This is a genomic window from Variovorax paradoxus (assembly GCF_030811855.1).
Taxonomy (GTDB): domain Bacteria; phylum Pseudomonadota; class Gammaproteobacteria; order Burkholderiales; family Burkholderiaceae_C; genus Variovorax; species Variovorax paradoxus_L.
On the sequence record NZ_JAUSRN010000001.1, the window covers coordinates 562,633 to 586,636 of the forward strand.

Genomic DNA, 24,004 nt, shown 5'->3' on the forward strand with positions numbered 1-24,004 from the left:
GCTTGCGGCCCGGCGGAGGCCGGGTTCAGCGAAGCGCTGCCCGGCCCCACACGCGTGCGATGTGCGAGAGCTGGCTTGCGGGACGCAGCACCAGCGGCGCGGCGAATGCGCGCACTGCATCGCGCTGGGCCTCTTCGTTCACGTACTCGACCGGCGACTTGCCGTCGACGCGGGCCAGCAGCAGCGCGGGCAGCAAGCGGGCCGCGCGTTCCTCCAGCTCTGCGCGCGGCTCCCAGTTCGCCTGCTCGAAGTAGGCATCGGCGAGCGCGGCGAACGCTGCGAGCAGGGCCTCGCATTGATCCGGACGTGCGAGGCACTTCAGTAAGAGGTGGTTCAGGCAAAAAGCCAGGTCGAAGGCCGGGTCGCCGTACCAGGCGCACTCCGCGTCGAGCAGCACGGGCCCGCGGGGGCCGACCAGGATGTTCTTCGGACTGACGTCGCCGTGCACCAGGGCGATATGCAGCCCGGCCGTGTGCTCCACCAGATCCATCAGCGCGGCGCCCAACGCCGGATGGCGCTCTGCCGTCGCGGCGAAGTAGGGTTCGAGGCGCAATGCCCGGAAATTGTCGGTCGTGTCGAAGGCGGCCGCGAGTTCGGCCCTGCCCGCACTGGCCGCATGCAACTCGCCGAGGACGCGGCCGACCACTTGCGCCGTGTGCGCCGCGACATCGCCGGCCATCAGCTGCTCCTTCCACACCGGATGCTCCTCCGGCGCGAGAAAGGACATGGCGAAGAGCCCGGCCTCGGGATCATGGGCGAGCGGACGCGGCGCATTGTCGGGCGCATGGCGCGCCGCGAACTGCAGCCATGCCCACTCGTAGGCGTTGCGCGACACCGGCGCTTGCCAATCCGCGGACACCTTGAGCTTGGCCAACGCGCGCTTGATGCACAGCGATCGGCCCGGGAGCTCGACGCGCCAGATATCGGACGACACCCCGCCCGCCAGCGGATGCCATTGCGCCGGCTCCCCGGCGCGGGCCAATCCCTGCGACACCAGGAAAGCGCCGAGCATGGATTCCGTGCCGATCACGCCGCGTCCACGGCCTGGGGCAGCACGACATAGTTGCTGAAGCCGCCGTCACGGTCCTTCAGCCCGGAGATCGCCTCGTTCACGCGCGAGAGCGGGAAGGCGCGATGCTCCAGATACGACAGGTCCAGCGTGCCGGTGCGAACCATCTCGGCCATCTCCTGGCCCTGCGCTGTCGTGAACCAGTTCGATCCGATCAGCTGGATCTGCTCGTCCATCAGCCACTTCACGTCGATCGGCAGGTCTTCCGCCACGCCGCCCACGTTGACCACCTTGCCGCCGCGGCGCACGCCCCCCATCGAGTCGAGCATGGTGGCCGCGGGCGCCTTCGCGCCCAATGCGCTGATGGCGAAGTCGGCACCCTCCCCGCCCGTGAGGGACTTGGCCCATTCGCCGGTGGAGCCCTCGCCGAGCCGCATCACCTGGATGCGGTCGGGTGCCAGCGCCTTGATCCTGGCGAGCAGCCGTTCGTCGCGTCCGGTGCCCAGGATTTGCGACAGGCCCATGGCCAGGCCCAGCATCGTGGCTGCGACGCCCAGCGTGCCCGTGATGCCGTCGATGAGGGCGACCTGGCCGGGGCCGGCACCCGCGTTCTTCAAGGCGCCGTAGGAGGTGCCCAGATAGCCGAAGCGCCCCGCTTGCTCGAAGCTCAGGTTGTCCGGCAGGTTGACGATCGCGTACTCCGGCGTCGTCATGTACTGGCTGAAGCCGCCGTACGGATACAGGTCGAAGATGCGCTGGCCATCACGGCTCGTGCTGAAGTAGCCGTTCAGCGTGAAGTAGCGGCAATGGCTGCGCTGGCCCGCGCGGCAGGCCCTGCAGGAGCCGCAGGAACGCAGCGGGCTCACGTACACGCGGTCGCCGGGCTTGGCATTGATCACGGCCTCGCCGACCTCCTCGACCACGCCCACGGCGTCCAGCCCGAAGATGGCCGGGAAGCGCGGCAGGGGCTGGTGCGGAAACCAGGTCGGCCAGTTGTTGATGACGTTGGCCATGTTGGGCACGATGCCGCACGCCATCACCTTCACCAGCAGGTCGCTGGGCCGGGGCTTGGGGACCGGGATCGTGTCGAGCGACATCGGCGTGCCGAGCGCGTGCAGCCGGGCTGCGGTCATTGTTCTGCTCATGAAAACCTCTTCTTGAAAAACTTAAGGGGCGACGAATGCCGCGCCCGACGGACGAAACTTGGGCGGCCACACGGTGACCCACTTGCCGTTCTGGGCCTGCTTGATCTTGGTGTCGGCCGCGCCGCTGTTGAACTTGCCGTCGAAGCGGCGCGTGCCCAGCACGGTGTCGACCGGATTGGCGCGCAGCCATGCGGCCATGGCCTTGTCGTCGAGGCGGCCGACGCCCTTTGCCGCGGCTTCCAGGATCTGCCAGGCCGCGAACTCCGCCGCGGCCTGGTAGTCGACATGCGGCCAGGAAAGCCCCGCGGCCTTCACGCGCTCGTTGTAGGCGGCAACGAATTCGGCCGCGCCGGCGTTCTGCGTGAAGGGTGCGTGGTCCTCGAACCACGTGAGCGTGGTCAGCCCGCCCGCCTGCGGATTCGACACCGTCGGCCCCGGCGCAGGGAACAGGTGGAACTGGCGCGCAGGCTGGTAGTCGATGCGCTTCATCGCGTCGAGCAGCTGCGCCGCTTCGAGGCCGACCGCGCCCGACCACAGCAGGTCGGGCGCGGCGTCCTTGATGCGCGCGGCAATGCCGCCGAAGTCGCGCGTTCCGAACTCGTACTCGAGCGACAGCACGGTCTTCAGGCCCCGCTTGGCCGCGATCTCCTGACCGCCCTTGGCCAGGTCCAGCGCCGAGGGAAACTTGCTGGTGACGAAGGCGATGGTCTTCGGCGGCGTGGTGGTGCTGGCATAGGCGTCGAGCAGCACCTCGGTATCGGCCAGACGCGGCTCCGGCCCCAGCGGGAGCGCCGGAAACTGCATCTCGTAAGGCGCCAGGCTCGGGTCGCCGAGGCTGCTCTGGATGAACAGCTTGTTGAAGCGCTGCGCCACGCCCATCGCCGCGATGATCGAGCTGGTGCCATAGGGTCCCATCAGAAGGTCGACCTTTTCCCGCGTGATGAGGCGTTCGTACAAAGTGCGCGCGTTGCCCGGCTGCGACTGGTCGTCCAGCAGCATGAGCTCCACCTTGCGGCCCAGCAGTCCGCCGCGCTTGTTCAGCGCATCGACGAACACTTCGGCCGCCACCTTGTGGATGCCACCGACCGGTGCAAGGGGCCCAGTGAGGGGCAGCGTGCCGCCCACCCGGATCGGCTCTGCGCCACCGCCACCTTGTGCATGCGCAGGCAAGCCATAGGCCAGCATCAGTGTGCCGGACGCGGCAAGAAGGATTCGGCGCTGTTGTTGAAATCTGGTGATGCTCATCGTTGTCTCCTGGAATTTCGGAAGACCGGCCGGACGGCGCCGGCCGGGCGTGCGGCGGCTGTCAGCGGTATCCGTCCTCGAGCTCGATGGCCAGAGCACCCATGATGCGAACGCCGGAGTTGTACCAACCGATCGTGAGCACCAGTTCGACCAGCTCGCGCTCCGACAGGAAGGCGGCGGCCTTGCGCCACGTGGGTTCGCTCACATCGACCTTCAGCGTCGACTCGCGCGCCAGCGCCATCACGGCGCGCTCCTCGTCGTCGAAGAGCGCGGAGCTTTCGAAGTCGGGCACGGCCTTGAGCTGTTCGGCGCTGATGCCCGCTTTGAGACCATGCGACTGGTGATGCGCGATCTCGTAGGCCGACCCGGTGCAGTGGCCCACGGTAAGAATCGCGAGCTCGCGCAGCTTGGGGCTCAGCTTGGAGCCGCGCAGCGTGTTGGCATAGGAGATGAACCCGTCCAGCACCTGCGGCGCGTGCGCCAGCGCACTGAAGATGTTGGCGGTGGGCACCTTGCGTTCGCGTTCCAGCCTGTCGAACAGGGCTTGGTCGGCGTCGGTGTGCGAACGTTGGAGATATCTGACTCGTGCCATGGCAGTGACCTTTCTCGTCTTTATTTCTGCATGGAGAGCGCCAGCGCATAGCTCTCCAGCGTTTGGGGATTGGGTTTCTCGGCCGGCTCGATGAGCGCGGCGCCGGCGAAGGCGGTGGCCTCGAAGTACCAGCGGGCGGGGGCAGGAATCCCCCAGCGCACATTGGTGCTCAGCGAGGCTGCCTCCCACCTGACGGGTTCGATCTCGAAGTCGATGGTCTGGTAGTGGCTGTTGAAGAGTTCCACGCGATGACCGTCCGGATCGCGCAGATAGACGAACAGCATCCCGCCCGGCCCATGGCGCCCGGGCCCGCGTTCCACCGAAGCGGCGTAGCCGTAGTTGCCCGCCAGGTCGCAGGCCGTGAAGATGTTGTGCGACTCCGAGACGGTGTAGGCAAAGTGGTGCAGGCGGGGCCCCGCGCCCTGCACGATCGCCAGGTCCAGGCAGGTGCCCTTGCGGTACATGAATGCACCCAGCAGCTTGTCGCCATGGGCGATGTACTCGGAGTTGCGAAAGCCCAGCCGGCTGTAGAACTCGCACAGCGCGTAGGTGTCCGGGGCCAGCAGCTGGTAGTGGTCGAGACGCTGCGCATGGGCACCGGTGAAGCTCTCGACCTTCAGGTACATGCGCGGCAGCGTCTCCATCTGCGCGCAGAGTTCGATCTTTGTGCCGATCGGGTCCTCCACGTGGAGCGTGCGCCCCTGATGCGGAACATCGACCCATTCGGCAGCGAGGCCCTCGGCCTTGAAGAACGCGTAGGCGCTGTCCAGGTCTTCCTCGAAGAAGACGCGAAAGCCGATTCGCTTGCATGTCTGTTCGCCGCCCTGCGACTGAACCAGCACCAGGCTGTGATGGCAGGCTTCGGCCAGCCCTCGCAGGTAGCAGACGCCTTTGCCCTCCTCCGAGATGACGAGCCCGACGATGTTGACGTAGAAGTCGCGGCTCCTTGCGAGATCGGCGACATGGAGGACGACGTGGCTGGCACGCGTGATGTTGAACGGCGGACGAAGATTGACTGCGGGCAGCATGAGGAACCTCGCGGAGGGTTGGATTGAGAGGGAAAAGACTTGCCGCTCAGCCCAGGGCTGGCTGCGCTGACGAGGCTCGCGCCGCGCGAAGCAAACCGATCTCGGCGATCAGGTCGTTGATGGCTTCGAGCGCGAAGGCCAGGCTCGTGGCGTCTGCCAGCCGCCCGTCTTCGATCTTTGTATTGACGCCCGCGATGACGACCTGGGGCCTGGCGATCACGCGCGACAAGGTGCCGCCCAGCGTGTCGCGCAACTGGGCTTGCGCGCGCACGCCGCCGGTGAATGCAGGCGAACTGGTCATCACCAGCACCGGCTTGCCCTTCAGCGGAGAGGCGAACGCCGGCCGAGATGCCCAGTCGAGCGCGTTCTTCAGGACGCCGGGCATTCCGAAGTTGTATTCGGGAGAGCACAGCACGACGCCGTCGCTCGAGTCGATCGTCGCCTTGAACGCCCGCACGGCATCCGGAAGTCCGGGGCCATCGAGGTCCTGGTTGTACGAGGGAATGCCGTCGAGGGGCAGCAGCGCCATCTCTACGCCCGCTGGCAGCGATGCCTGAAGCGTGCGGAGAATGGCCGTGTTGCTGGATGCTTTTCGCAGGCTTCCTGAAATGCCTGCCAGCCTGATCGTGGTCATGGGGATGTCTTTCCTGGTGGGATGAAGTGATGCGCGGCGTTCATTGCGCGCGATGTCGAAACGGCAATGCGGACCAACCGCTGAACACGGCGTCCCGGCCCAGCGACTCTTCGATGCGCAGCACCTCGTTCCACTTCGCCATGCGCTCCGAACGCGAGAACGAACCGACCTTGAGCTGGCCCGCGTCCCAGCCGACGGACAGATGCGCGATGGTCACGTCCTCGGTCTCGCCCGAGCGGGCCGAAACGATGGTTCCAAAACCCGCCTGCTTGCCGGCCTTGAGTGCCGCATGCGTCTCGCTGATCGTGCCGGCCTGGTTGGGTTTGATCAGCACCGCGTTCGTGCATTCATCGGCTGCGGCAGCGGTCACGCGCGCCGCGTTGGTCACGAGAAAATCGTCGCCGATCACCTGGCAGCGGCCGCCGTAGGCTGCGGTGAACTGGCGGAAGCCGGCCGCGTCGTCTTCGGCGAGCGGGTCTTCGATCGACAGGATCGGGTAGGCGTCGAGCCAACGGCCGAGCATGGCGATCATCTCGCCGGTGTCGAGGCTGCGGTCTTCCAGCGCCAGCGTGTAGCGCCCGTCACGGCCGAATTCGGAGGCCGCGATGTCGAGCGAGATGCCGACCTGCTCACCCGCGCGCAAACCTGCATCGGCGATGGCCTGCATCAGCGTGTCGAGCGCCTGTTCGTTCGAATCGAAGGCCGGCCAGTAGCCGCCCTCGTCGGCAACCCCTTGCAGCTTGCCTTGCTTCTTCATCAATGCGCCGGCGGCAAGATAGATCTCTGCGGTCCATTCGAGCGCCTCGCTGAAGCTGCCGGCGGCCGGGCACATCACCATGAAGTCCTGCACATCGACACGCCGCGCGGCGTGCGCGCCGCCACCGAAGATCTGCACTTCGGGCAGCGGCATGCGCACCGGCCGCTCGCCAGCCAGATAACGCCACAGGGGTTGCTGCGCCGCCGACGCCGCGGCGTGCAGCACCGCCATCGATGCGGCCACGATCGCATTGCCGCCGAGCCGGCTGCGGTTCGGGGTGCCGTCGAGCGCCACCATGCGCGCATCGATTCCGGCCTGGTCGCGCGCATCGAGCCCCATCAGGCAGGACGCCATCTCGCGCATCGAGCCGAGCGCCTTCGCCACATCCAAGCCGCCGAAGCGAGAGCCGCCGTCGCGCAGCTCGAGTGCTTCGCCGCTGCCGGTGGAGGCGCCGGCGGGCGCGATGGCGCGCGCCACGGTGCCGCAGGCCAGCGTGACCTCGGCCTCCACCGTCGGCCGTCCGCGTGAATCCCACACGCGCCGCCCATGCAGGCGCGTGATCCTCGTGTCATTCATGAATATTCCCTGTGTCGAATGGGGTGTCATTGCGTGCCGCGGCCGAAGCGCCGATCAGCACGAAGGCGAGCGTCGCAGGACGCTCACTCTTGTTGCGCCATGCGTGGCGGGTGCCGTGCTGCACCACCACCTCATGGCGCCGAAGATGCGTGGAGCGCCCCTCGTCGAGCTCGATCCAGATCTCGCCGTCGAGCACGACGGCGTAGTCCATGGTTGGCGTCGCGTGCATGCCATCAGGCTCGAAGCACTCGGCCAGGCCCGGGCTGACGGCGAGGTTTTCCGCGGCCGCGGCGGCCGGCTCGAACTCCCGCGCCGCGAACACGCTGTCGGGCGGAAACGTGACGATCAGGAAGCGGGTGCCACCCGGTGAGGGAACGAAGCTGGCAACGGAGGGTGTCGGATCGAGGCCGTCGAACGGCAGCCCTGGCACCGGCGCACTCGCCCACACCAGGCGCGACACCATGCCCGGAACATGCTGGAAGGCATGGGAACGCGGCACGCCGGTGTCGAGCGCGACCTCGGATGCGCCCCTTGTGTCGTGGCCCGTGACAACGCGGCGGATGGCCAGGGGCATGCCCTCGCCCGATGAAAGATCAGACGCCAAGATAGGCCTCCCGGATGCGAGGGTTGCCGAGCAGCGTGTCCGCTTTTCCCGAAGCCACGATGCGGCCCTGCTCGATGACATAGGCGTGGTGCGCCATCTCGAGCGCCTTGTGGATGTTCTGCTCGACCAGCAGCACGGCCACGCCGCGCTCGTTGATCGTCCGGATGATCCGGAACATGTCCTCGACCACGGCCGGCGAAAGGCCGAGCGAGGGCTCGTCCATCAAGAGCACCCGGGGACGCGACATCAGCGCACGGCCGATGGCCACCATCTGCTGCTGGCCGCCCGACATCGAGCCGGCGATCTGGTGGCGGCGTTCGCTGAGGATCGGAAAGAGCGAGAACACCCTTTCGAGAGAGCCTTCTGCCGAGCCGCGCGCGTCGGCTCGCCAGCCCCCGAGTTCGAGGTTGTCGAGCACAGTCATGTGCGTGAACAGGCGCCGCCCTTCCGGAACAATGGCGATGCCGTGCTCGCACACGCGATGGCTCTGGACCTTCGCGATGTCCTTGCCATCGATGCGGATCTCGCCCTGTCGCGCACGCAGGATGCCGGCGATGGTGTTGATCAGCGTGCTCTTGCCCGCGCCGTTAGGCCCGACCACGGCGACGATCTGTCCCGCGGCAACGTCGAGCGATGCATCCCAGAGCGCGGGCGCGTCGCCATGGGAAACGTGGAGGTTTCTGACTTCAAGCAGCATGTGCGGTCCCCAGGTAAGCGCCGACGACACGGGGGTCCTGCATCGTTTCGCGCGGAAGCCCGAGGGCGAGCAGCGTGCCTTGGTCGAGCACCGCGATGCGATCGGCAAGCGCGACCACGGCGCGCATCAGGTGCTCGACGAAGACGATGGTGGTGCCGCCCGCTCTGATCTTGCGGATCATTGCGATGGCGTGGTCGACTTCGGTCGGGGTCAATCCGCAAAGCACCTCGTCCAGCAACAGAAGGCGCGGCCGCGCTGCCAGGGCGCGCGCGAGTTCGACGAACTTGCGCTCATGCAGGTTGAGTGCGGGCGGCAGCACGTCTGCCTTGGCTTCGAGACCCGTGAACGCGAGCCAGCGTAGTGCCAGCGCATCGGGGCTCTCGCTGGCCGCGTCCGGTGCGCCGCCGAAGAAGGCGCACAGCCGCACGTTCTCCAGCACCGTCAGGTGATTGAAGAGGCGCGGGATCTGGTAGGTGCGCGCGATACCGCGGCGCGCGACCTCGTGCGGCGCCAGGCCGTCGATCGATGCGCCCTGCAGCTCGATGCTGCCGGAGCTGAGCGGAAAGTGCCCGCTGATCATGTTGATCAAGGTCGACTTGCCGGAGCCGTTGGGTCCGACGAGCGCGAGGATCTCGCCTTCCTCGACCTGCAGGTCGACGCCCTGCAGCGCCCGGATGCCGCCGAAGGACTTCACGACCGCGCGGCATGTCAGCAAGGGGCTTGCAGCCGTGGCGGCATGGACGGCTGGCGGCTTCATCACGACGACGTTGCCCGGCTCGCTCGCGGTCGCAGGTTCGGGTGCGGATACGGGCGCGGCGTTCTTGCGTCGAGCGAAGCGGCCGAACAGGCTGGGCGCGATGCCCTCGGGAAGAACCAGGATCACGACCACAAGTGCGAGCGCCACACCGGCACGGCCGAGCTCGGCGTGTCCACCGCCAACGAAAAGGCTCAGCGCAACGGTGATCAAGGTGGCGCCGATGGCCGGTCCTGCCCAGTGGCGGGCGCCGCCGAGGATGCTCATGAGCACGACGTACAGCGGCACCGTGATCGAAAAGGTCTCGCCCACGGTGACATAGCCCACGTACGCAGCCTGGATCGCGCCGGCCGCGCCGGCAATCGCCGAAGAGATGGCGAAGGCGACGAGCTTGTAGTGCAGGGTCGGCACGCCCTTGACCTCCGCCACGTCCTCGTCGTCATGGATGGCCAGCAAGCCGGCCCCCAGGCGCGAGCGAAGGATTCGGCGCGAGACTGCGAGCGCGGTGAACGCCAGCACGAGCCCCAGCAGGTAGATGGCCCCCGGCACCGTGGTGCCGAGCTGGGGGATGGAGACGTTGCTCAGGTAGACCCCGCCACCACCGTCGATCGGCGTATTGGAAATGACGGCCGCAAGCACGTAGGTCACGGAGAGCGTGAGCAGCGCGAAGAACTCGGCGCGCAGCGTGTTGATGCGGAACACCACCCACCCGATCCCGAGTGCGAGCGCCGCCGCGATCCCGGCTGCCGCCGGAATGGTCAGCAGAAAGGGCATGCCCCATTTGCCGGCCAGCGTGGCCGTCGTGTAGGCGCCGGCACCGTAGAACGCCGCGTGGCCGAAACTCCAGTAGCCCGAGTAGCCGCTCAGAATGCCCCAGCTGGTAGCCAGCGCGATCCATAAAAAGATGACATAGAGGTATGACAGGTAAAAGTCGGCAACGCCGGCAAAGGGCAGCGCGATCAGGCCGGCCACGGCCGCCATCGCCGCTGGGCGTGCATGTCGTGGGGTCAGAGCCATCTGGGCCTCCACAGCAGCAGGACGATCAGGATCGAGAAGGCCACCAACGGTGCCCATGCGGGGTTGACCGCCGCCATGGTCACCGATTCCGAAACGCCAATCAGGCAGCCGGCCGCCAGCGCGCCGAGCGGACGCGCGAGCCCGCCGATGATCACCACCGCAAAGACCACGCCGATCCACGCTTCGATCTGCGAAGGCGCGAGCGTCGAGGTGAGCGCGATGAACACACCGGCGATGCCGGCCGAGGCGGCGCACAGGCCGGCCAATAGGTACGAAAGACGCTTGGCGTTGATGCCGAAGGCCGCTGCGATCGGGCCATCGTGCGCGGCTGCGCGCAGCGCCTTGCCGAGCAGGGTCCGGTTCAGTCCGGCCCATGCGGCGACCGCGAGGAGCGCTGCGCAAGCGAAGGCGGCGAGTTCCAGCACCGGCACGAACAGCGGTCCGATCCGCAGCGACGCCTGCGCATAGCCGGACTCGAACCTGCGGTAGTCGGCGGACCAGAGCCACTGGATCAGCGACTCGATCAGGATGGTGATGCCGAAGGTGACCAGCATCGACGCGAACTCGCTGACCTGGAAACGCATGAACAGCGCGTGCAAGGCAATGCCGGCGACGAAGAAGGCAGGCACCACGACCAGCGCCGACAGCCACGGTGCGATGCCGAACTGCGTTCCCAGTTGGTAGGTGAGATAGGCGCCGAGGAAGGCCAGGGCGAAGTGGCTCAGGTTCACCAGGCGCAGCAAACCCCAGCTCACGCTGAGGCCGAGTGCAAGCAGCCCGTAGATGCCGCCTAGCAGCAAGCCGCCAATGGCCGATTGGGCAAGCAGGGTCGCGCTCATGGTGAGCCCCTGGTCCAAAGCCGCAAAAGCGGTCCGTCTTTGTTCATGAGGTATGTCTCCTTGTTTGTGCTAACGTTTGCGCATATTCTTGCAAACGCGCATCCTGCTTGTCAACGGCTTTCAGAAGAAACTACTTGTAGAGCCCTCGTTGACAATCGGCCATCTGAAAGCTAACGTTAGCATCAGACACCGGACACAACGAAAGAAATCGGAACCACCATGCACATCGCCAGATACGCGTTGGACGAATGCGTCCACTACGGAATCATTGAAAACGAGGGCTCGATCGCTCGGCTGCAGAGTTCGCCGCTCGACGGCCTGAAGCGCAGCGGCGCGATCGATGCGCCGTCCGCCGTTCGCCTTCTCGCGCCCATCGAGCGGCCGCGCGTGTTCGGGCTCGGCTACAACTACGTCGCGCATTCGAAAGAAGTCGGCAAGGCGGTGCCGCAAATTCCGGTGCTGTTCATGAAGCCGAGCACGAGCGTCATCGGTCCGGACGAGTCGATCGTCTATCCCGAGGATGGGGAGAACATCCACTTCGAGGGCGAGCTCACGGTCGTGATCGGCAAGAAGGCGCGCCACGTGTCCGCGGCCGATGCGCTGGACCATGTGCTCGGCTACACCTGCGGCAACGACGTGAGCGACCGGGTGCTGCAGCGCCGCGAAAGCGAATTCGGCTGCCTGCTGGCAGGCAAGGGCTACGACACCTTCGCGCCGATGGGGCCGGTGATCGCCACCGGACTGGACCCGTCGAAGCTCGGCATCATCACGCGGGTCAACGGCGCCGTGCGCCAGAACGGCACGACCGCGGACCTGCTGTTCTCGGTGCCGGAGCTCATTGCGTACCTGAGCCGGTACATGACCCTGCTGCCGGGCGACATGATCATGACCGGCACCCCCGCGGGCGTGGGACCGATCCAGGTGGGCGACACCATCGAGGTCGAGATCGAGGGCATCGGCATCCTGCGCAACAACGTGGTGGCGGAGAACCGCGGCAGCGCTGCGCGCGGGTAGCGCACGGCCGGCCTGGAGACCGGCCTTGAGGGCGTCCAGCTTCGTCATTGCAGTGCCCTTCACGCAGGTGAAGGAGGACGACTCAGCGCACCTTGTCCGCGATCCAGCCCAGGATGAAGTCGGCCACCTGCAGGTTGTTCCTGTCCTGCATCATCATGTGCGAGTTGCCTTTGATACCCACGTCCGGAAGCCGCACCAGGGTCGCCCTGCCCCCTTCAACGCGGTTGATCCGCTCGACCACGGCCTTGCGTGCCTCATAGCGCGGCCGGCCCGTGAACACAGGCGCGTCCAGATGGTCGCCGAACAGTTCGAGCACGGGAACGCCCCGGTAGGCCGCGATCTGTGCATCGGTGGGAACGACCGACTGCGCGCCCTCGATGTTCACGACCGCCTTGACCAAGGCCGGACGCAGTCCGACCAAGGCATCGGCAAAGGGTCCCGCGAGCGAATGCACCACCACGATCGCGGGCCCGATTTTGTCGAGCAGCGCCGCGAGTGCCTGCGGGCCCGTGGCCATGCCACCGCCCTCGAGCAGAGCCTCCGCAAAAGGCACACCCTGCGAAGCGAAATTGGCGAAGGCCTCGACCGGGAACTGGGTGTCCGGGTATGCCGTTCCGTGCGATGGCCCGAAGCGAAAGAGCGGCCATGCCAGCTCGGCCGTGACCATCAACACGCTGGGCGGCAGCGCGGAGACATTCCCCTCGGCCCTGGCTTCGTTGATGGCCGTGGCATTGAAGCCGGACCGCCCGCGCCCGGGTGTGTCGACGACATAGACGGCATGGCCCTTGCGAACGAAGTAGGTCGCCCAGCCCTCGCGGCCGTCGGGCGTGGTCTCGTAGCTCATGCCGCTCAATCCGCCGCCGTGCACCAGGACGATGGGAACGGCGCCGGTCCGCTGGGCGGGAATACGGTAGTGCACGTACATCTGGTTGACGGCCACCGTTCCCGGCCGCGCCGGGCCGGCCGGCGAAACGCCCGGGTACTTGGAAGCGGATGGCTTTGCGTTGACGAAGAACATGCCCTCGTCGGCCAGGTTCAGCGGCCCGCCGATCGAAGCCGCCGTTGCAGTTGCGGCGGGGCCGATGCTGCCGCATCCGACCAGGAGGGCGCAGGCCGCGGCCGCGATCTTTCCAAAGATGTGAAGCATGAAGAGTCTCCGTTGTATTCGTGGTGTCCACGAATTAGAGGTCTTCGAATGAGCCGCGTCCAACGAGGAAAGCCAATGAATTCATTGGGTGCGCTCATTGGTGACGCACGCACGGCGGCCAGAGTCGTATGCGCGCACCACGCGAGTGAAGATACATGCAAGAAAACACGGAGACGACGAACGCGCGACGTTGCATGACCAGACTGGCCACTTACTCTTCATTGCTGATATCGCTGCTCGCGGGAACCGTCATGGCTGCCGAACCAGCCGTGGCCCCGACGGGCCAACTGCGCGCCGCATACATCGTCGCCAACCTGGCACAGGCGCGACGCGATCCGGCCACCGGCGTCGTCTCCGGCGTGGTGGCCGATCTCACTCGTGAGCTGGGCCGCAGGGCGGGCGTGCCGACGGCCATTGCACCTCTGGCGACAGCCGCGGATGTGCTGGAGGCCGTGCGAAGCGGATCGGCCGACATCGGATTCGTCGCGCCGAATCCGCAGCGACAGGGCACAGTGCTCTACTCCCAGACCTACATGCTCGTGCAACAGAGTGCCCTGGTACGTGCCGACTCAAAGCTGCAGTCGGTCCGGGACCTGGACGGCGCCGCGCAAGCGGTTGGAGTGAACACGGACGACAGCGTGGGCGTATGGCTGCAAGGGCGGTTGGGCGCCGCGCGTGTACATGCAACGCCGGACTACACCTTGCGAGAGGCCGTTCAATGGCTCACGGACGGGACCGTGGTTGCCTTTGCCGGCAACCGGCAGCGGCTGGCAGCCAATACGCGAGACGCAACGGGACTTCGCCTGCTGCCCGACAACTTCTATGGCGTACCCCAAGCCATGGCAGTTCCTCTGGGCCAGAGTGATCGATTGAAGTGGATCAACGCGGCGCTGGACGACCTGCGCGCAAGCGGCTTCCTGGCGAATTCGGTGATGCGCAGCGGCGTGGATGGTCTCGACGTGGCACCGGCCGAACCGCGCCGCGACGCAAGCACCACCCGTTAGGCGTCGTACTCGCGCTGCACCGCATGCGAGAACGCCGGCGGATCGGCCGCCAGGGAAGCATGCAGGAACGTGGGCCTCAGGTTGACCGACGCAAGCTCCGTGATCGGGAACCAGCGGAACTCCAGTTCCAGGTGGCTCTCGATCCCGCGGTAGATGCGCGCCTTGTCGAGGTGGGGCGAGTCCTCGTCCAAGGAGACGAGAAAGTAGAACCCGATCTCGTGGTTCCGCTGCCCCGCCAGGTCGAAAAAATTTTCGGCAATGTGCAGCAGCGGACCGCAAGCCACGTCTTCGCCTAGTTCTTCCTTCATCTCGCGCACGATCGTGGCCGATGCCGCTTCGCCCACTTCGACGCGCCCGCCTGGCAAGGCCCAGTAGGCGTCGCCCGGTGCGCGGTGCACGAGCAATTGGCCCTGATGAAGGACGATGGCCGCGGCGCGCACCTGGAAGCGCTGCCCTTGAAGATGGACTGAAATCATGGACGGCGATTGTGAGCGGCAAACGCCTTCGAAGCCATGGCGCCGAGTTTGCGCAGGCCCTTCTCGATCCGCGCGTCCCAGCCGTGGCCACCGCTCAGCCGCAGGCAGTGGGCGTACTTTCCGCTCGCCGAGAACACGACGCCGGGCGCAAAGCAGATGCCATGGTCCAGCGCTTCTGCAAACAGCAGCCGCGTGTCCGCGGGCTCGGGCAGCTCGACCCACAGCACGAAGTTTCCGGCGGGCCTCGATATCTTCGTGCCCGGTGGAAAAGCCTGCTCGATCACGCGCGTCATACGCCCCAGCGTGTCGGCGAACTCGCGCCGGATGCGGCGCAGGTGGCGGTCGTAGTCGCCGTTCGACAGGAAGGCGGCGAGCGCCACTTGCGTCAGCACCGGCGTAGCAAGGCTGGTGGCGAACTTGATCTCGAGCACGCGCGCCATGTGCCGGCCGGTCGCGATCCAGCCGATGCGGTAGCCTGGCGCGAGCGTCTTGGAGAACGAACCGCAGTAGATGACGTTGTCGTGCCTGTCGAGCGCGCTGAAAGGCAGGGGCCGCTCTTCGCCGAAATGAACGTCGCCGTAGACGTCATCCTCGATCAGCGGCACGCGGTGTTTGGCGAGCAGGCGCAGCACGGCGCGCTTGTTGTCTTCGGGCATGGTGCAGCCGAGCGGATTGCTGAAGCTCGATGCCAGCACGCAGGCGCGCACCTTGCCAGAGGCCACGACATCGCCCAGCGCTTGGACGTCCACGCCGGTCACCGCATCGGTCGGCAATTCGACCACCTTGAGCTTCTTTGCGCGCAGCACCTGCAGCAGCCCGAAGTAGGTGGGCGATTCGATCGCGACCGTGTCGCCCGGCTCCGTGACGGCGTCGAGCGCCAGCGCCAGCGCCTCCGTGCAGCCGCAGGTGACGGCGATATCGTCCGGCGACAGCGCCTGCCCGAAGCGCAGTGCGCGCCGCGCGATCTCCAGGCGCAACGACATCTCGCCGCGCGGCGGCGAGTAGGTGTTGCACTGCGCGCCCTTCACGCGCGCCGTGCGCGCCAGGACGAGGTCGAGCTTCGAAGATGACAGCAGCCGCTGGTTGGGAATCGCGCAGCCGAGCGGCACCAGGGCGTCGTTGGAGGCGTGCTCCAGCAGGTCGAGCATGAGGCCCGACAGCTCCACCTTGGTGGGCCGGACCGAATGGCGCGTGGTCGTGGGCACGGGCAGCGCAGGCGGCGCCTTGGCAACGTAATAGCCCGACTGCGGTCGCACTTCGAGAATGCCGCGGTCTTCGAGCAGGCGGTAGGCCTGGACCGCGGTGCTGAGGCTGGTGCGTTGCTGCGTGCTGATCTCGCGCAGCGACGGCGCGCGCGTTCCGGGCTGCAGCGTGCCGCGGCCCGCCAGGCCGGCAACGAAATCGGCGACTTCTTCATAACGAAACCGGGGAGTCTGCGACACGGATGCTCCTGCTTGCGCGGTTGGAGAGGTATGCCAACTGTACTGCACCAGATTTCCATAAATTGTGGCTGTTATCGTGAGCCACGAAACTGCAACATGAGTGCATCGACAACGACGTATCAAGCAGTAGGACATGGCACGGTTTCCGGACAACGAGATCATCTCCCTGGTCGGCAAGGCGCCCCGCTTCGACCTCGCGGAAAGCGTGGGTCCGAGCGTGCGGCTCGCGGAACTTGTCGACATGGCCTTTGGCGGCGGTGCCGACTTCTCGCTGGACTACGGTACGGCGGCGGGCAACGCGGCGCTTCGCCAGGAAATCGCGAACGACAACGGCGTCGATGCCGATGACGTCGTGGTCACGGTGGGCGGCATGCACGCCCTCTTCCTCATCGCTTTCACGCTCTGTTCTTCAGGCGACGAAGCGGTCGTGGCCGAGCCGGTGTTTCCGTTGGCGCGCAACGCGCTCACCGCCGTTGGCGCGACCACGCGGGCGCTGCCGCTGCGTTTCGACACGGGTTACCGGGTCGATCTGGATGCGCTCCGCGAGCTGCTGTCGCCAAAGACCCGGGTGGTGAGCCTGGCCTCGCCGCAGAATCCGTCGGGCGTCGCAATTCCCCAGCACACCTTGCGCGAGATCGTGGCGTTGCTGGCCGAGCATGCACCTCAGGCCTGGTTGGTGATCGACGAGACCTACCGCGAGGCGGCCTATGGCGACAACGCCGCCGCACCGAGCGCCGCATGCCTGGGTCCGAGGGTCATCTCGGTGTCCTCGCTGTCCAAGTGCCACGGCTCGGCGGGACTGCGCATCGGCTGGGCCATCACGCGCGACGCGGCGCTGCGCCAAGCTCTGGTGACTGCCAAGTTCAGCACGGTGATCTCGTGCTCGCCGGTCGACGAGGCGCTGGCGCTGGCCGTTTTCAGGCAGCGCGACCGGATCATCGGCGAGAGGCGCAAGCTGCTCGCACAGCACCTGCAGTTCACCGAGCACTGGGTGTCGCGCCATGGCACTCACATCGAGTGGGTGCGCCCCGATGCCGGGGCGCTGTGCTGCATGCGCCTCAAGCCCGAAGTCTTCGATGCCGCGGCCGTCGAATGCTTCTACGCGACGCTGGCCAAGTACAGCACGCGCGTGGCGCCCGGTCCGTGGTTCGGTGACGATCCGCTGGTGTTCCGGCTGGGCTTCGGCTTGCCGACGCTCACGCAACTGGCCATCGCGCTGGAGTGTGTGTCGGTCGCGCTGACGGAAGCCACGCATGGCGGCGGCCCATAGGACCGGCGACGCAGCTTAAGCCGCCTTGCGGCGAGTGCCCGAGGCCTTCTTGCGCGGAGCCTTTTTCGCGGCAGCCGCGGTCTTCTTCGCGCTGGCGCTTGTCTTGGATCCCGCTGACTTCTTCGCAGATGTGCCGCCCGACTTGGCGGCCTTGCCACCCTTGAGGCTGCGCGTCAGGAGCTCGGTCAGGTCGATGATCTCGGCGCCCTCGGCCGGCGCTTCTTCTTCCGGCTCGATCACCGTTTCGGTGTCGCCGGCCTTGACCTTCTTCTCGACGACCTTCATCACGGCGTGCTTGAACTCGTCCTTGAACTCCTCGGGGTTCCACTTGCCGCTCATGTCCTTCACGAGCTGCTCGGCCATCTTCATTTCCGAGGCCGTCACCTTGGCGCCCTTGACTCCGGCCGCGGGCAGGTCCAGCCCCGCGAGCGATTTCACCTCGTCGCCCCAGCGAAGCAGATTGAGCACGAGCACCTCGCCCGCCGGCACCAGCGCGGCCAGGTGCTGCTTTGTGGCGATCACAACCTTGGCCAGGCCCACTTTGCCGGTCTTGACCAGGACCTCGCGCAAGAGCGCGTAGACCTTCTGCCCCTTGTTGATCGGTGCGACGTAATAGGGCCGCTCCAGGTAGACGAACGGAATCTCGTTGGCGTCGATGAAGCGCTGGATCTCGATGGTCTGGGTCGTGCGCGGATAGATGGCTTCTATTTCTTCGGGCGAGATGACGACGTACTTTCCGTCCTCGTACTCGAAGCCCTTCACGATGTCGTCCTTGTCGATCTCCTTTCCGGTGCGCTTGTTGATGCGCTTGTAGCCCACCGGGTCCATGCTGCGCTTGTCGAGCCAGTCGAAATCGACGCCCTGCTCGATGCTCGCAGTGTGCAGGCCCACGGGAATGTGCACCAGCCCGAACGTGATTGCGCCTTTCCAGAGGGTTCTGCTTGCAGTTGCCAAGATGCTCTCCTTGCGACCTCTCAACGGGTCCATTGACGGACCCTAGCGCGGCGCAGCCGCTTTCGGCGTAGGAGGAAGCCACCTGCGCCCTACGTCTTGCCCTGAAGACGCCTGAATGCGCTGAAGTGCCGAATCGCGAGCTGCTTTTGCCCCAGTTCGGCGTACAGCAGCGCGGCATTCTGATGGGCATCGGCCAGGTCGGGCTGCAGCTGCAGGGCCTTTTCATAGCTGGCCAGCGCGTTCTGGATGCGCCCGGCCCCCTCCAGCGCCACCGCGTGGTTGTAGTGCATCAGGGGATCGTCGCCGCAGTGCCGCACGCCCAGGTCGTACAGGTCCGCGGCCTCGTCGCAGCGGCCGGATTCGCAGAGCATGAAGCCCAGGTTGAGATAGGCATGGGCATAGCCGGGCTCTTCCTTCAGGATCTGGCGGTAGGTGGCTTCCGCCGCCCGGGGTGCGGTGGCCTCCAGCGCCTCGGCTTGTTCGAAGAGCGCGTCGAGGTCGGCGGCGCTTGAAGCCCGGCCCTGCTGGGAGAACAGCAAACTCACGGAGCCCTTGCCGGGTTCCACGCTCAGGTCCAGCAGCAGCTGGCCGGTGTCCGGCTCCCAGTGCGCATGGGGCGAGCGCACGGTCACTCGGTCGCCCTCGGCCTTGATGCGGATGCCGGCCAGCGGCATCTCCGCGGGCAGCGTGGACCTCAGCTGCCGCAAGGACCGCAGAATCTGCCGCGTCGGGATGCGCGCCGCGCGCAGCTCGTGGGCGGAGCGCAAGAGGACCACGTCCTGGAACGAGAACTGCCAGGTTCCGGCCGACGTCTTGACCGGTGCCACGAAGCCGAGCTCGATGAGCTTGCTCACGGCATGCCGGGACAGGCCCAGCAGCTGGACCACGCCGCGCAGGGTGTAGGGCGACGAGAACCCGTTCGAGGCTTTCACTTCTTCATGCGCGCGCGTGACGGGGCCGGAGCAACAGCCTTTTCAGCAACCTTGGGGGCGCGCTTGGCCTTGCTCGAGACACTGCGCAAGGGCGCCACCGCCGGCGGACTGGCACTGCGCTTTGCCGCAGCCGGGCGCACCTGCGGGCCCGAGGTCGCGTTGCGCACCAGGCTGGCCTTGAGCATCTCGGCAAGGTCGATCACCTGCCCGCTCGCCGCATCCTCCGGATGCTCCGCGGCCACAATCTCTTCACCCGCAATCTTCGCGTCGATGGCGGCGAGGATGCGCTTCTTTTCCTCGTCCTCGAACATCGTCGGCTCGTAGCTTTCCTGCGAGATCTGGTCGATCAGCTGCAGCGCGAGCTTGAGCTCCGAGGCGCTCGGCTCCAGCTGCTCGATCTCCAGGTCCTCCAGGGACCGCACCTCGTCCGCATAGAGCAGCTGCTGGAGGATCAGCCCCTCTTCCTTTGCGCGCACCTGCACCACGTACTGCTTCGACTTCCAGGCCCACTTGGCGAGCGCGCAGCGGCCACTCTCGAGCATGGCCTTCTTCAACAGGTTGTAGGGCTTGCCGCCGCGCTTGTCGGGCGCAAGGTAGTAGGGCTTGTCGTAGTAGATCGGGTCCACCGCATCCGCCGGGATGAAGGCGACGATGTCGATCAGGTGGCTACCGCCCTCCTCCAGCGCCTTGAGCTCCTCGGGCTTGAAGATCACGAAGCGGTCTTTCTCGAATTCATAGCCCTTGACCATCTCGGCGCGCGGAACCACCTTTGCAGGGTCGTTGGCGGAAACGTACTGCTGCTTGACGCGCTCGCCCTCTTTGGACAGCAGGTTGAAATGCACCGTCGCCGACCCTTCGGTGGCCGAGTAGAGCCGAACCGGAATCGAAACCAGGCCGAAGCCCAGCGACAGCGAAGCGATAGAACGGGCAGTGGCCATCTGGTGCTCCTCGGAACGAGGACACAAGATGCCACTTTTTGCGGTCCGAGAAAAGAGGTGCGTTTCGCCGGATGGGTGTCGGCGGCCGTGCAAGTCGCCAAGCGACGGCCTGCCAGGCCCCTCAGGCCAGCGGCCGCAGCGCAACACCCATGTCGCGCCAGTGCTCGGGATGGCAGGTGAACAGCAGCACCTGGTGCCGCTGCGCCGCATCGAACAACGCGCGCTTCATCTGCGCGAGGCGGGGCGCATCGCTGTGGACCAGCGCATCGTCGAGGATCAGCAGCGTCGGGCGGCCCGCCTCTTGCAGCAGATCGGCATACGCGAAGCGGCTGATGAGCCGCAGCTGCTCGCGCGCACCGAAGCTCAGCTCCTGCAACTGGCCGCTCTCGGCGGCGCCGCTCCCGTTGATGCGTGTGAGCGTGGCGGGCGCAAGCTCCGCATCCATCTGCACGGTGGCGCCGGGCATCAGCAAAGGCAGGTAGTGCTGCATGCGCGATTGCAAGGGCGCCTGCAACCGGACCAGCGTTGCCTGGCGCTTTTGCTCCAGCTTGTGGCACAGCAGCGCAAGCGCATCGGCGCGGCGCCGCAGCTCGGCGTGCCGGCGCCGTGCCTGCATGAGCTGGCCGGCCAAGGCCTCCCGCTGTTCCTCGAGGCCCTGCGCGCCGGCCTGCTGCAGCGTGTTTTCAAGCAGCAGCAACTGCTCGCGGCGCAGCTGATGGCTGCGCGTGAGCTGCTCGATGCTGCGCTGCAGGCGGTCGATGTCCTGCAGCACGATGTCCGGCCGCGCGGCCTGCACGTTGGCATTCGTCTGGTCGATGCGCGCGGTCAGCGCCTCGGCCTCGGCGCCCACGGCCAGCCATTGCTGCGTGGCCTGGGCGTGGCGCTGCTGCCGGCCCGGGTCCGCGAGCGCAGCCCGTGCCGCCGCGAGTTCGCGTAGAGCCGATGCGCTCGCCTCCTGCGCCGCCGATTGCCGGCGCAGCGCTTCGGCGAGGGATTTCTGCGCCGCCTGCTCGGCCGCCACCGCAGCTTGCTGCGCGGACTCGGCCTCTTCGATCGACAAAGCGGATTCGGCCGCCGCCGCAGGCAGGCGCTCGCAGGCCGCTTGCGCGGTGGCGATGCGCGATTGCGCCTGTGCGAGTTCATCGCGCAGCGCCTCCAGCCCGCGCGGCGCGACGATGCCGAGAGCCTGTTGCGCGAGTTTGATCTGCGCATCGAGGTCGGCCGAGGCGCCGAGCCGCGATCGTGCCTGCGCGATGCCGTCCACGCCCAAAGACAGCAGCGCCGCGTGCAACGCATCGCGCGCATCGGCGTGCGACCGCGCAAGCGCCACGAGGTCGTCGCCGCCCGGCGTGATGACCAGCTGACCGCCGCCCGGCAGATGCAGCGTGACGGGTGCGTCGATGAGCCGTTCGCCCTCGCCGCGCAGGCCGTGGATCTGGTCGCGTGCCTGCAATTCGAGCGTCTGGCCCTCGGGCAGCACGAACTGCAGCCGCGTGGCCACGGCCTGTCGGCGCAGATCGGCATCGTGCGCGGCACGCTCGAGCTTCTGCAATTGCTCGACATCGCCGGCGCGGATTTTTGGCGCCACTGCGGCGGCGGCTAGCAACGTTGCCAGCCGCGCGTGCGCCTCCTCCGCACGCGCGAGGCTCTCGGCGCTTCGCGCCGCATCGGCCTGTGCCTGTTGCAGCAGCTGCCCGAGATTGCGGCGCTGCGCCTCCTGGCTGGCGCTGCGCCAGGCGTCGCGGGCACCGTCGACGCGGCGCTGGGCGTCTGCCGCGTTCTGGCGCGCGTGGGCCACGGCGGCGTCGCTGTCCTGCAGCTGCGTGGCCGCCTCTTCGCACGCACGCTCGCGCGTTTGCGCTTCGGCCTGCTGATGCGCGAGCCCGGCGAATTCTGTCGCTAGCAGCTCGCGGGTCTCCTGCAGCTGTCGCCATCTTGCGCGGTCGTTGCGCAATTGCTCTTGGCCGGCTTGCAGCGCGCCGTTGCGGCGTTGCGCGGCGAGCAGCTCCTCGCGCAGCGTTTCCCAGGGTTTGGCCATTTCGTCAGCCTGGTGCTGCTGTCGCATCTGCGCGAGCTGGTCGACCTGCTGTCGGTAGGTGGCGACCTGCGCGTCGATGGCGCCGAGCTCCGCCTCCAGCGCCGCCACCTGCGCAATGGCCTCGGCATGGGCGGCGCGTGGCTTGCCGGTCGAGGTCAGGAGCTCGTCGCGCTGGGCGCGCAGGCTGTCGAGGATCGCGTCGCCGCCGCTCGCGGCCAATTCCGCCGCCGAATCGCCGCCCGGGTCGCGCAGCGCATCGTGCAGATGGTCGCGCGCGTGGCTCACGTCCAACTCCTGCCCGCGCCCCTGCTCCACCCACAGCAGGCCCGGGATGCCCCAGTTCTCCGGCTTGCTCGCGCCCTTGCTGGCAAAGGAGAAGCCGAACAGATGGGCCAGGTGGTCTTCTGCGTCGGTGCCGTCGAACGAGCGCGCGCCCGCGGCCAAGGTGCAGCGCTTCTTGCCGAGAAAGCTCTTCACGAGCCGGTGGTCCTGCCCGTCGAGCAGAAAATCGAGCTCGACCAGCGGTGCCGCGCCGCTGCCCTCGCCCCAAGGCCGCAGGTCTTCCACGGCCGTGGAGCGGTGGCGCTCGAAGAAGGCCGCGCGGATGGCGCGCACCAGCGTGCTCTTGCCCGCCTCGTTGGGCGCGGCCAGGATGTTGAGGCCGGGCTCGAAGCCGCCGAGCTCGAGCGGTGAGCGAAAGCGCCGCAGCTGCTCGACCCGCAGTCGGGTGATCTGCAGCTTCATGGCTTGCGCGCCTGTGCGAAGTCCGCAGCCGGTGCGCGCTGCGCGAGCTCGGCCGCCAGCAGCGCCAGCGCATCCTGCGCCACGCGTGCCTCAGGTGAATCGGCGCGGACCTGCGCATCGCGCAGTTCCTGCACCACCTCGCCCAGGTAGCCGTCGGCCTGCATGCCGGCAATGTCTTCGTCGGTGGGTACGAGCCGCAGCGCCGACAGGTCGACCTGCAGATGGCGGGCCCTGGCTTCGGCGCGGCCGATGGCCGCCTGCAGGCGCTGCAGCCCCGCAACGTCGACCTGGCCCCGCACGTGCAGGTCGGCCACGTCCTGCGAATCCAACTGATCCAGTTGCGCGATCAATGCATGCCCGTCGCTCGGAACCTGCAGCACCGAGACGATCGATTGCCAGCGAAAACTGGCGACCGCAAGCGGCGTCACCTGCGGCTCGGCGCCCGGTGCGGCAATGTCCACCAGCAGCGCCTGGCCCGCTCCGTTGTCCTTGAAGCGGTCCGGCTCGGGCGTGCCGGCGTACCAGGTGCGCGCGTCGATGCGCTTGCTGCCGTGCCAGTCGCCGAGCGCAAGGTAGTCGAGCCGCGCTATCGATGCGCGATCGGGGGCAATGGGGTTCGCCGAGTCGATGTCTTCCGAGAGCAGGCCCTGCACGCTGCCGTGCGCCAAGCCGATGCGCAGCATGTCCGCGGGCGTTTCGGCCGCGTCGAACCAGGCCGTGAGGTCATTGTAGGTGTGGCGCTGCGTGAGCGGCGCGGGCAGCACCGCAAAGCCCTGCGACTCGAACACGCGCACCTCGGGCGCCAGCAGCGCATGGACGTTCGGCGGCACCGCGCCCAGCCGCTGTGCGCGCGTCCACACGCTTTCGGCCAGCGCGGCGTCATGGTTGCCGGGGATCATGAGCCAGAGGCCCGCATAGCCCGCCAGTGCATTGAACAGCCGACGCAGCGTGCGCTCCGAGACGGTCTGCACGTCGAAAACGTCACCGGCCACGAGCACCGCGTCCACCCGGTGCTCGGTGGCCAGTGCCGCGAGCCGCTCGACCACGGTGATGCGCGCCTCCGCCAGGATCGGTGCGTGCTCGGGATCGAAGGTCGCGAACTGACGGCCGATCTGCCAGTCGGCGGAGTGAAGAAAGCGTGTCATCAG

Annotated in this window: 22 protein-coding genes; 3 read left to right on the plus strand and 19 right to left on the minus strand. The window is 67.2% G+C overall.

The genetic code is table 11. From position 1 onward, the window contains the following. Positions 1-25 precede the first annotated feature (25 nt). From J2X92_RS02905 to J2X92_RS02955, 11 genes are all read right to left on the minus strand, one after another. Positions 26-1,030, minus strand: coding sequence for a phosphotransferase family protein (locus J2X92_RS02905; protein ID WP_307573219.1), 1,005 nt, complete (start codon positions 1,028-1,030; stop codon positions 26-28). Continuing rightward, positions 1,027-2,154, minus strand: coding sequence for an alcohol dehydrogenase catalytic domain-containing protein (locus tag J2X92_RS02910; protein WP_307573220.1), 1,128 nt, complete (start codon positions 2,152-2,154; stop codon positions 1,027-1,029). The genes J2X92_RS02905 and J2X92_RS02910 overlap by 4 nt, the downstream gene beginning before the upstream one ends. Positions 2,155-2,175: 21 nt before the next feature. Further along, complete coding sequence (locus J2X92_RS02915; protein ID WP_307573222.1) at positions 2,176-3,399, minus strand: amino acid ABC transporter substrate-binding protein; 1,224 nt, start codon at positions 3,397-3,399, stop codon at positions 2,176-2,178. A gap of 61 nt (positions 3,400-3,460) precedes the next feature. Then, positions 3,461-3,991 (minus strand): carboxymuconolactone decarboxylase family protein, encoded by a 531-nt coding sequence (locus tag J2X92_RS02920; RefSeq protein WP_307573223.1) that lies wholly within the window; start codon positions 3,989-3,991, stop codon positions 3,461-3,463. A gap of 20 nt (positions 3,992-4,011) precedes the next feature. Beyond that, positions 4,012-5,019 (minus strand): VOC family protein, encoded by a 1,008-nt coding sequence (locus tag J2X92_RS02925; RefSeq protein ID WP_307573224.1) that lies wholly within the window; start codon positions 5,017-5,019, stop codon positions 4,012-4,014. A 46-nt stretch (positions 5,020-5,065) separates the two neighbouring features. Beyond that, positions 5,066-5,653, minus strand: a complete 588-nt coding sequence (locus tag J2X92_RS02930) for an NADPH-dependent FMN reductase (protein WP_307573226.1) — start codon at positions 5,651-5,653, stop codon at positions 5,066-5,068. A gap of 40 nt (positions 5,654-5,693) precedes the next feature. Next, the gene (gene eno, locus J2X92_RS02935) at positions 5,694-6,986 is read right to left on the minus strand and encodes a phosphopyruvate hydratase (RefSeq protein WP_307573227.1); all 1,293 of its coding nucleotides are present in this window, start codon (positions 6,984-6,986) and stop codon (positions 5,694-5,696) included. Continuing rightward, positions 6,979-7,590, minus strand: coding sequence for a cupin domain-containing protein (locus J2X92_RS02940; protein WP_373424776.1), 612 nt, complete (start codon positions 7,588-7,590; stop codon positions 6,979-6,981). The genes eno and J2X92_RS02940 overlap by 8 nt, the downstream gene beginning before the upstream one ends. Then, positions 7,580-8,287, minus strand: a complete 708-nt coding sequence (locus tag J2X92_RS02945; RefSeq protein ID WP_307573231.1) for an ABC transporter ATP-binding protein — start codon at positions 8,285-8,287, stop codon at positions 7,580-7,582. The genes J2X92_RS02940 and J2X92_RS02945 overlap by 11 nt, the downstream gene beginning before the upstream one ends. Further along, a complete protein-coding gene (locus tag J2X92_RS02950; protein WP_307573232.1) occupies positions 8,277-10,058 on the minus strand; it encodes a branched-chain amino acid ABC transporter ATP-binding protein/permease in 1,782 nt (593 codons plus the stop codon). Before J2X92_RS02950 ends, J2X92_RS02945 begins: the two co-directional genes overlap by 11 nt. Then, complete coding sequence (locus tag J2X92_RS02955; protein ID WP_307573233.1) at positions 10,049-10,897, minus strand: branched-chain amino acid ABC transporter permease; 849 nt, start codon at positions 10,895-10,897, stop codon at positions 10,049-10,051. The genes J2X92_RS02950 and J2X92_RS02955 overlap by 10 nt, the downstream gene beginning before the upstream one ends. A 219-nt stretch (positions 10,898-11,116) precedes the next feature. Here J2X92_RS02955 and J2X92_RS02960 point away from each other — a divergent pair, with 219 nt between their 5' ends. Beyond that, complete coding sequence (locus J2X92_RS02960; RefSeq protein ID WP_307573235.1) at positions 11,117-11,911, plus strand: fumarylacetoacetate hydrolase family protein; 795 nt, start codon at positions 11,117-11,119, stop codon at positions 11,909-11,911. 82 nt (positions 11,912-11,993) lie between these two features. On the opposite strand, the gene J2X92_RS02965 is transcribed toward J2X92_RS02960, so the two are convergent. Continuing rightward, entirely contained in the window at positions 11,994-13,058 is a 1,065-nt protein-coding gene (locus J2X92_RS02965) for a lysophospholipase (RefSeq protein ID WP_307573237.1), read from the minus strand. Between the two features lie 194 nt (positions 13,059-13,252). Here J2X92_RS02965 and J2X92_RS02970 point away from each other — a divergent pair, with 194 nt between their 5' ends. Next, on the plus strand, positions 13,253-14,062 hold the full coding sequence (locus tag J2X92_RS02970) for a transporter substrate-binding domain-containing protein (RefSeq protein ID WP_307573238.1): 810 nt from the start codon (positions 13,253-13,255) through the stop codon (positions 14,060-14,062). On the opposite strand, the gene J2X92_RS02975 is transcribed toward J2X92_RS02970, so the two are convergent. Then, positions 14,059-14,538, minus strand: a complete 480-nt coding sequence (locus J2X92_RS02975) for an NUDIX hydrolase (RefSeq protein WP_307573239.1) — start codon at positions 14,536-14,538, stop codon at positions 14,059-14,061. The two genes, J2X92_RS02970 and J2X92_RS02975, sit on opposite strands and share 4 nt — an antisense overlap. Then, positions 14,535-15,980, minus strand: coding sequence for an aminotransferase-like domain-containing protein (locus J2X92_RS02980; protein ID WP_307573240.1), 1,446 nt, complete (start codon positions 15,978-15,980; stop codon positions 14,535-14,537). The genes J2X92_RS02975 and J2X92_RS02980 overlap by 4 nt, the downstream gene beginning before the upstream one ends. A gap of 133 nt (positions 15,981-16,113) precedes the next feature. Here J2X92_RS02980 and J2X92_RS02985 point away from each other — a divergent pair, with 133 nt between their 5' ends. Then, complete coding sequence (locus J2X92_RS02985; protein ID WP_307573242.1) at positions 16,114-17,250, plus strand: pyridoxal phosphate-dependent aminotransferase; 1,137 nt, start codon at positions 16,114-16,116, stop codon at positions 17,248-17,250. 15 nt (positions 17,251-17,265) lie between these two features. Here J2X92_RS02985 and ku (J2X92_RS02990) read toward each other — a convergent pair whose 3' ends face one another. From ku (J2X92_RS02990) to J2X92_RS03010, 5 genes are all read right to left on the minus strand, one after another. After that, positions 17,266-18,204: a non-homologous end joining protein Ku gene (gene ku / locus J2X92_RS02990; RefSeq protein ID WP_307573243.1), complete on the minus strand. Its 939-nt coding sequence runs from the start codon at positions 18,202-18,204 to the stop codon at positions 17,266-17,268. An 89-nt stretch (positions 18,205-18,293) separates the two neighbouring features. Beyond that, positions 18,294-19,136: a tetratricopeptide repeat protein gene (locus J2X92_RS02995; protein ID WP_307573245.1), complete on the minus strand. Its 843-nt coding sequence runs from the start codon at positions 19,134-19,136 to the stop codon at positions 18,294-18,296. Further along, positions 19,133-20,074: a non-homologous end joining protein Ku gene (gene ku, locus J2X92_RS03000; protein WP_307573246.1), complete on the minus strand. Its 942-nt coding sequence runs from the start codon at positions 20,072-20,074 to the stop codon at positions 19,133-19,135. Before ku (J2X92_RS03000) ends, J2X92_RS02995 begins: the two co-directional genes overlap by 4 nt. A 121-nt stretch (positions 20,075-20,195) precedes the next feature. Further along, positions 20,196-22,856, minus strand: coding sequence for an AAA family ATPase (locus tag J2X92_RS03005; protein ID WP_307573248.1), 2,661 nt, complete (start codon positions 22,854-22,856; stop codon positions 20,196-20,198). Further along, complete coding sequence (locus J2X92_RS03010) at positions 22,853-24,001, minus strand: metallophosphoesterase family protein (protein ID WP_307573249.1); 1,149 nt, start codon at positions 23,999-24,001, stop codon at positions 22,853-22,855. Before J2X92_RS03010 ends, J2X92_RS03005 begins: the two co-directional genes overlap by 4 nt. Positions 24,002-24,004 lie beyond the last annotated feature (3 nt).

Excerpts from the sequence above, each read along its gene's own strand:
- J2X92_RS02955 (WP_307573233.1), bottom strand. The coding sequence starts at position 10,897 with ATGAGCGCGACCCTGCTTGCCCAATCGGCCATTGGCGGCTTGCTGCTA.
- ku (WP_307573246.1), bottom strand. The coding sequence starts at position 20,074 with ATGGCCACTGCCCGTTCTATCGCTTCGCTGTCGCTGGGCTTCGGCCTG.
- J2X92_RS02975 (WP_307573239.1), bottom strand. The coding sequence starts at position 14,538 with ATGATTTCAGTCCATCTTCAAGGGCAGCGCTTCCAGGTGCGCGCCGCG.
- J2X92_RS02945 (WP_307573231.1), bottom strand. The coding sequence starts at position 8,287 with ATGCTGCTTGAAGTCAGAAACCTCCACGTTTCCCATGGCGACGCGCCC.
- eno (WP_307573227.1), bottom strand. The coding sequence starts at position 6,986 with ATGAATGACACGAGGATCACGCGCCTGCATGGGCGGCGCGTGTGGGAT.
- J2X92_RS02950 (WP_307573232.1), bottom strand. The coding sequence starts at position 10,058 with ATGGCTCTGACCCCACGACATGCACGCCCAGCGGCGATGGCGGCCGTG.
- J2X92_RS02910 (WP_307573220.1), bottom strand. The coding sequence starts at position 2,154 with ATGAGCAGAACAATGACCGCAGCCCGGCTGCACGCGCTCGGCACGCCG.
- J2X92_RS02960 (WP_307573235.1), top strand. The coding sequence starts at position 11,117 with ATGCACATCGCCAGATACGCGTTGGACGAATGCGTCCACTACGGAATC.
- J2X92_RS02965 (WP_307573237.1), bottom strand. The coding sequence starts at position 13,058 with ATGCTTCACATCTTTGGAAAGATCGCGGCCGCGGCCTGCGCCCTCCTG.
- J2X92_RS02925 (WP_307573224.1), bottom strand. The coding sequence starts at position 5,019 with ATGCTGCCCGCAGTCAATCTTCGTCCGCCGTTCAACATCACGCGTGCC.
- J2X92_RS03005 (WP_307573248.1), bottom strand. The coding sequence starts at position 22,856 with ATGAAGCTGCAGATCACCCGACTGCGGGTCGAGCAGCTGCGGCGCTTT.
- J2X92_RS03010 (WP_307573249.1), bottom strand. The coding sequence starts at position 24,001 with ATGACACGCTTTCTTCACTCCGCCGACTGGCAGATCGGCCGTCAGTTC.
- J2X92_RS02915 (WP_307573222.1), bottom strand. The coding sequence starts at position 3,399 with ATGAGCATCACCAGATTTCAACAACAGCGCCGAATCCTTCTTGCCGCG.
- J2X92_RS02930 (WP_307573226.1), bottom strand. The coding sequence starts at position 5,653 with ATGACCACGATCAGGCTGGCAGGCATTTCAGGAAGCCTGCGAAAAGCA.
- J2X92_RS02970 (WP_307573238.1), top strand. The coding sequence starts at position 13,253 with ATGACCAGACTGGCCACTTACTCTTCATTGCTGATATCGCTGCTCGCG.
- J2X92_RS02985 (WP_307573242.1), top strand. The coding sequence starts at position 16,114 with ATGGCACGGTTTCCGGACAACGAGATCATCTCCCTGGTCGGCAAGGCG.
- J2X92_RS02920 (WP_307573223.1), bottom strand. The coding sequence starts at position 3,991 with ATGGCACGAGTCAGATATCTCCAACGTTCGCACACCGACGCCGACCAA.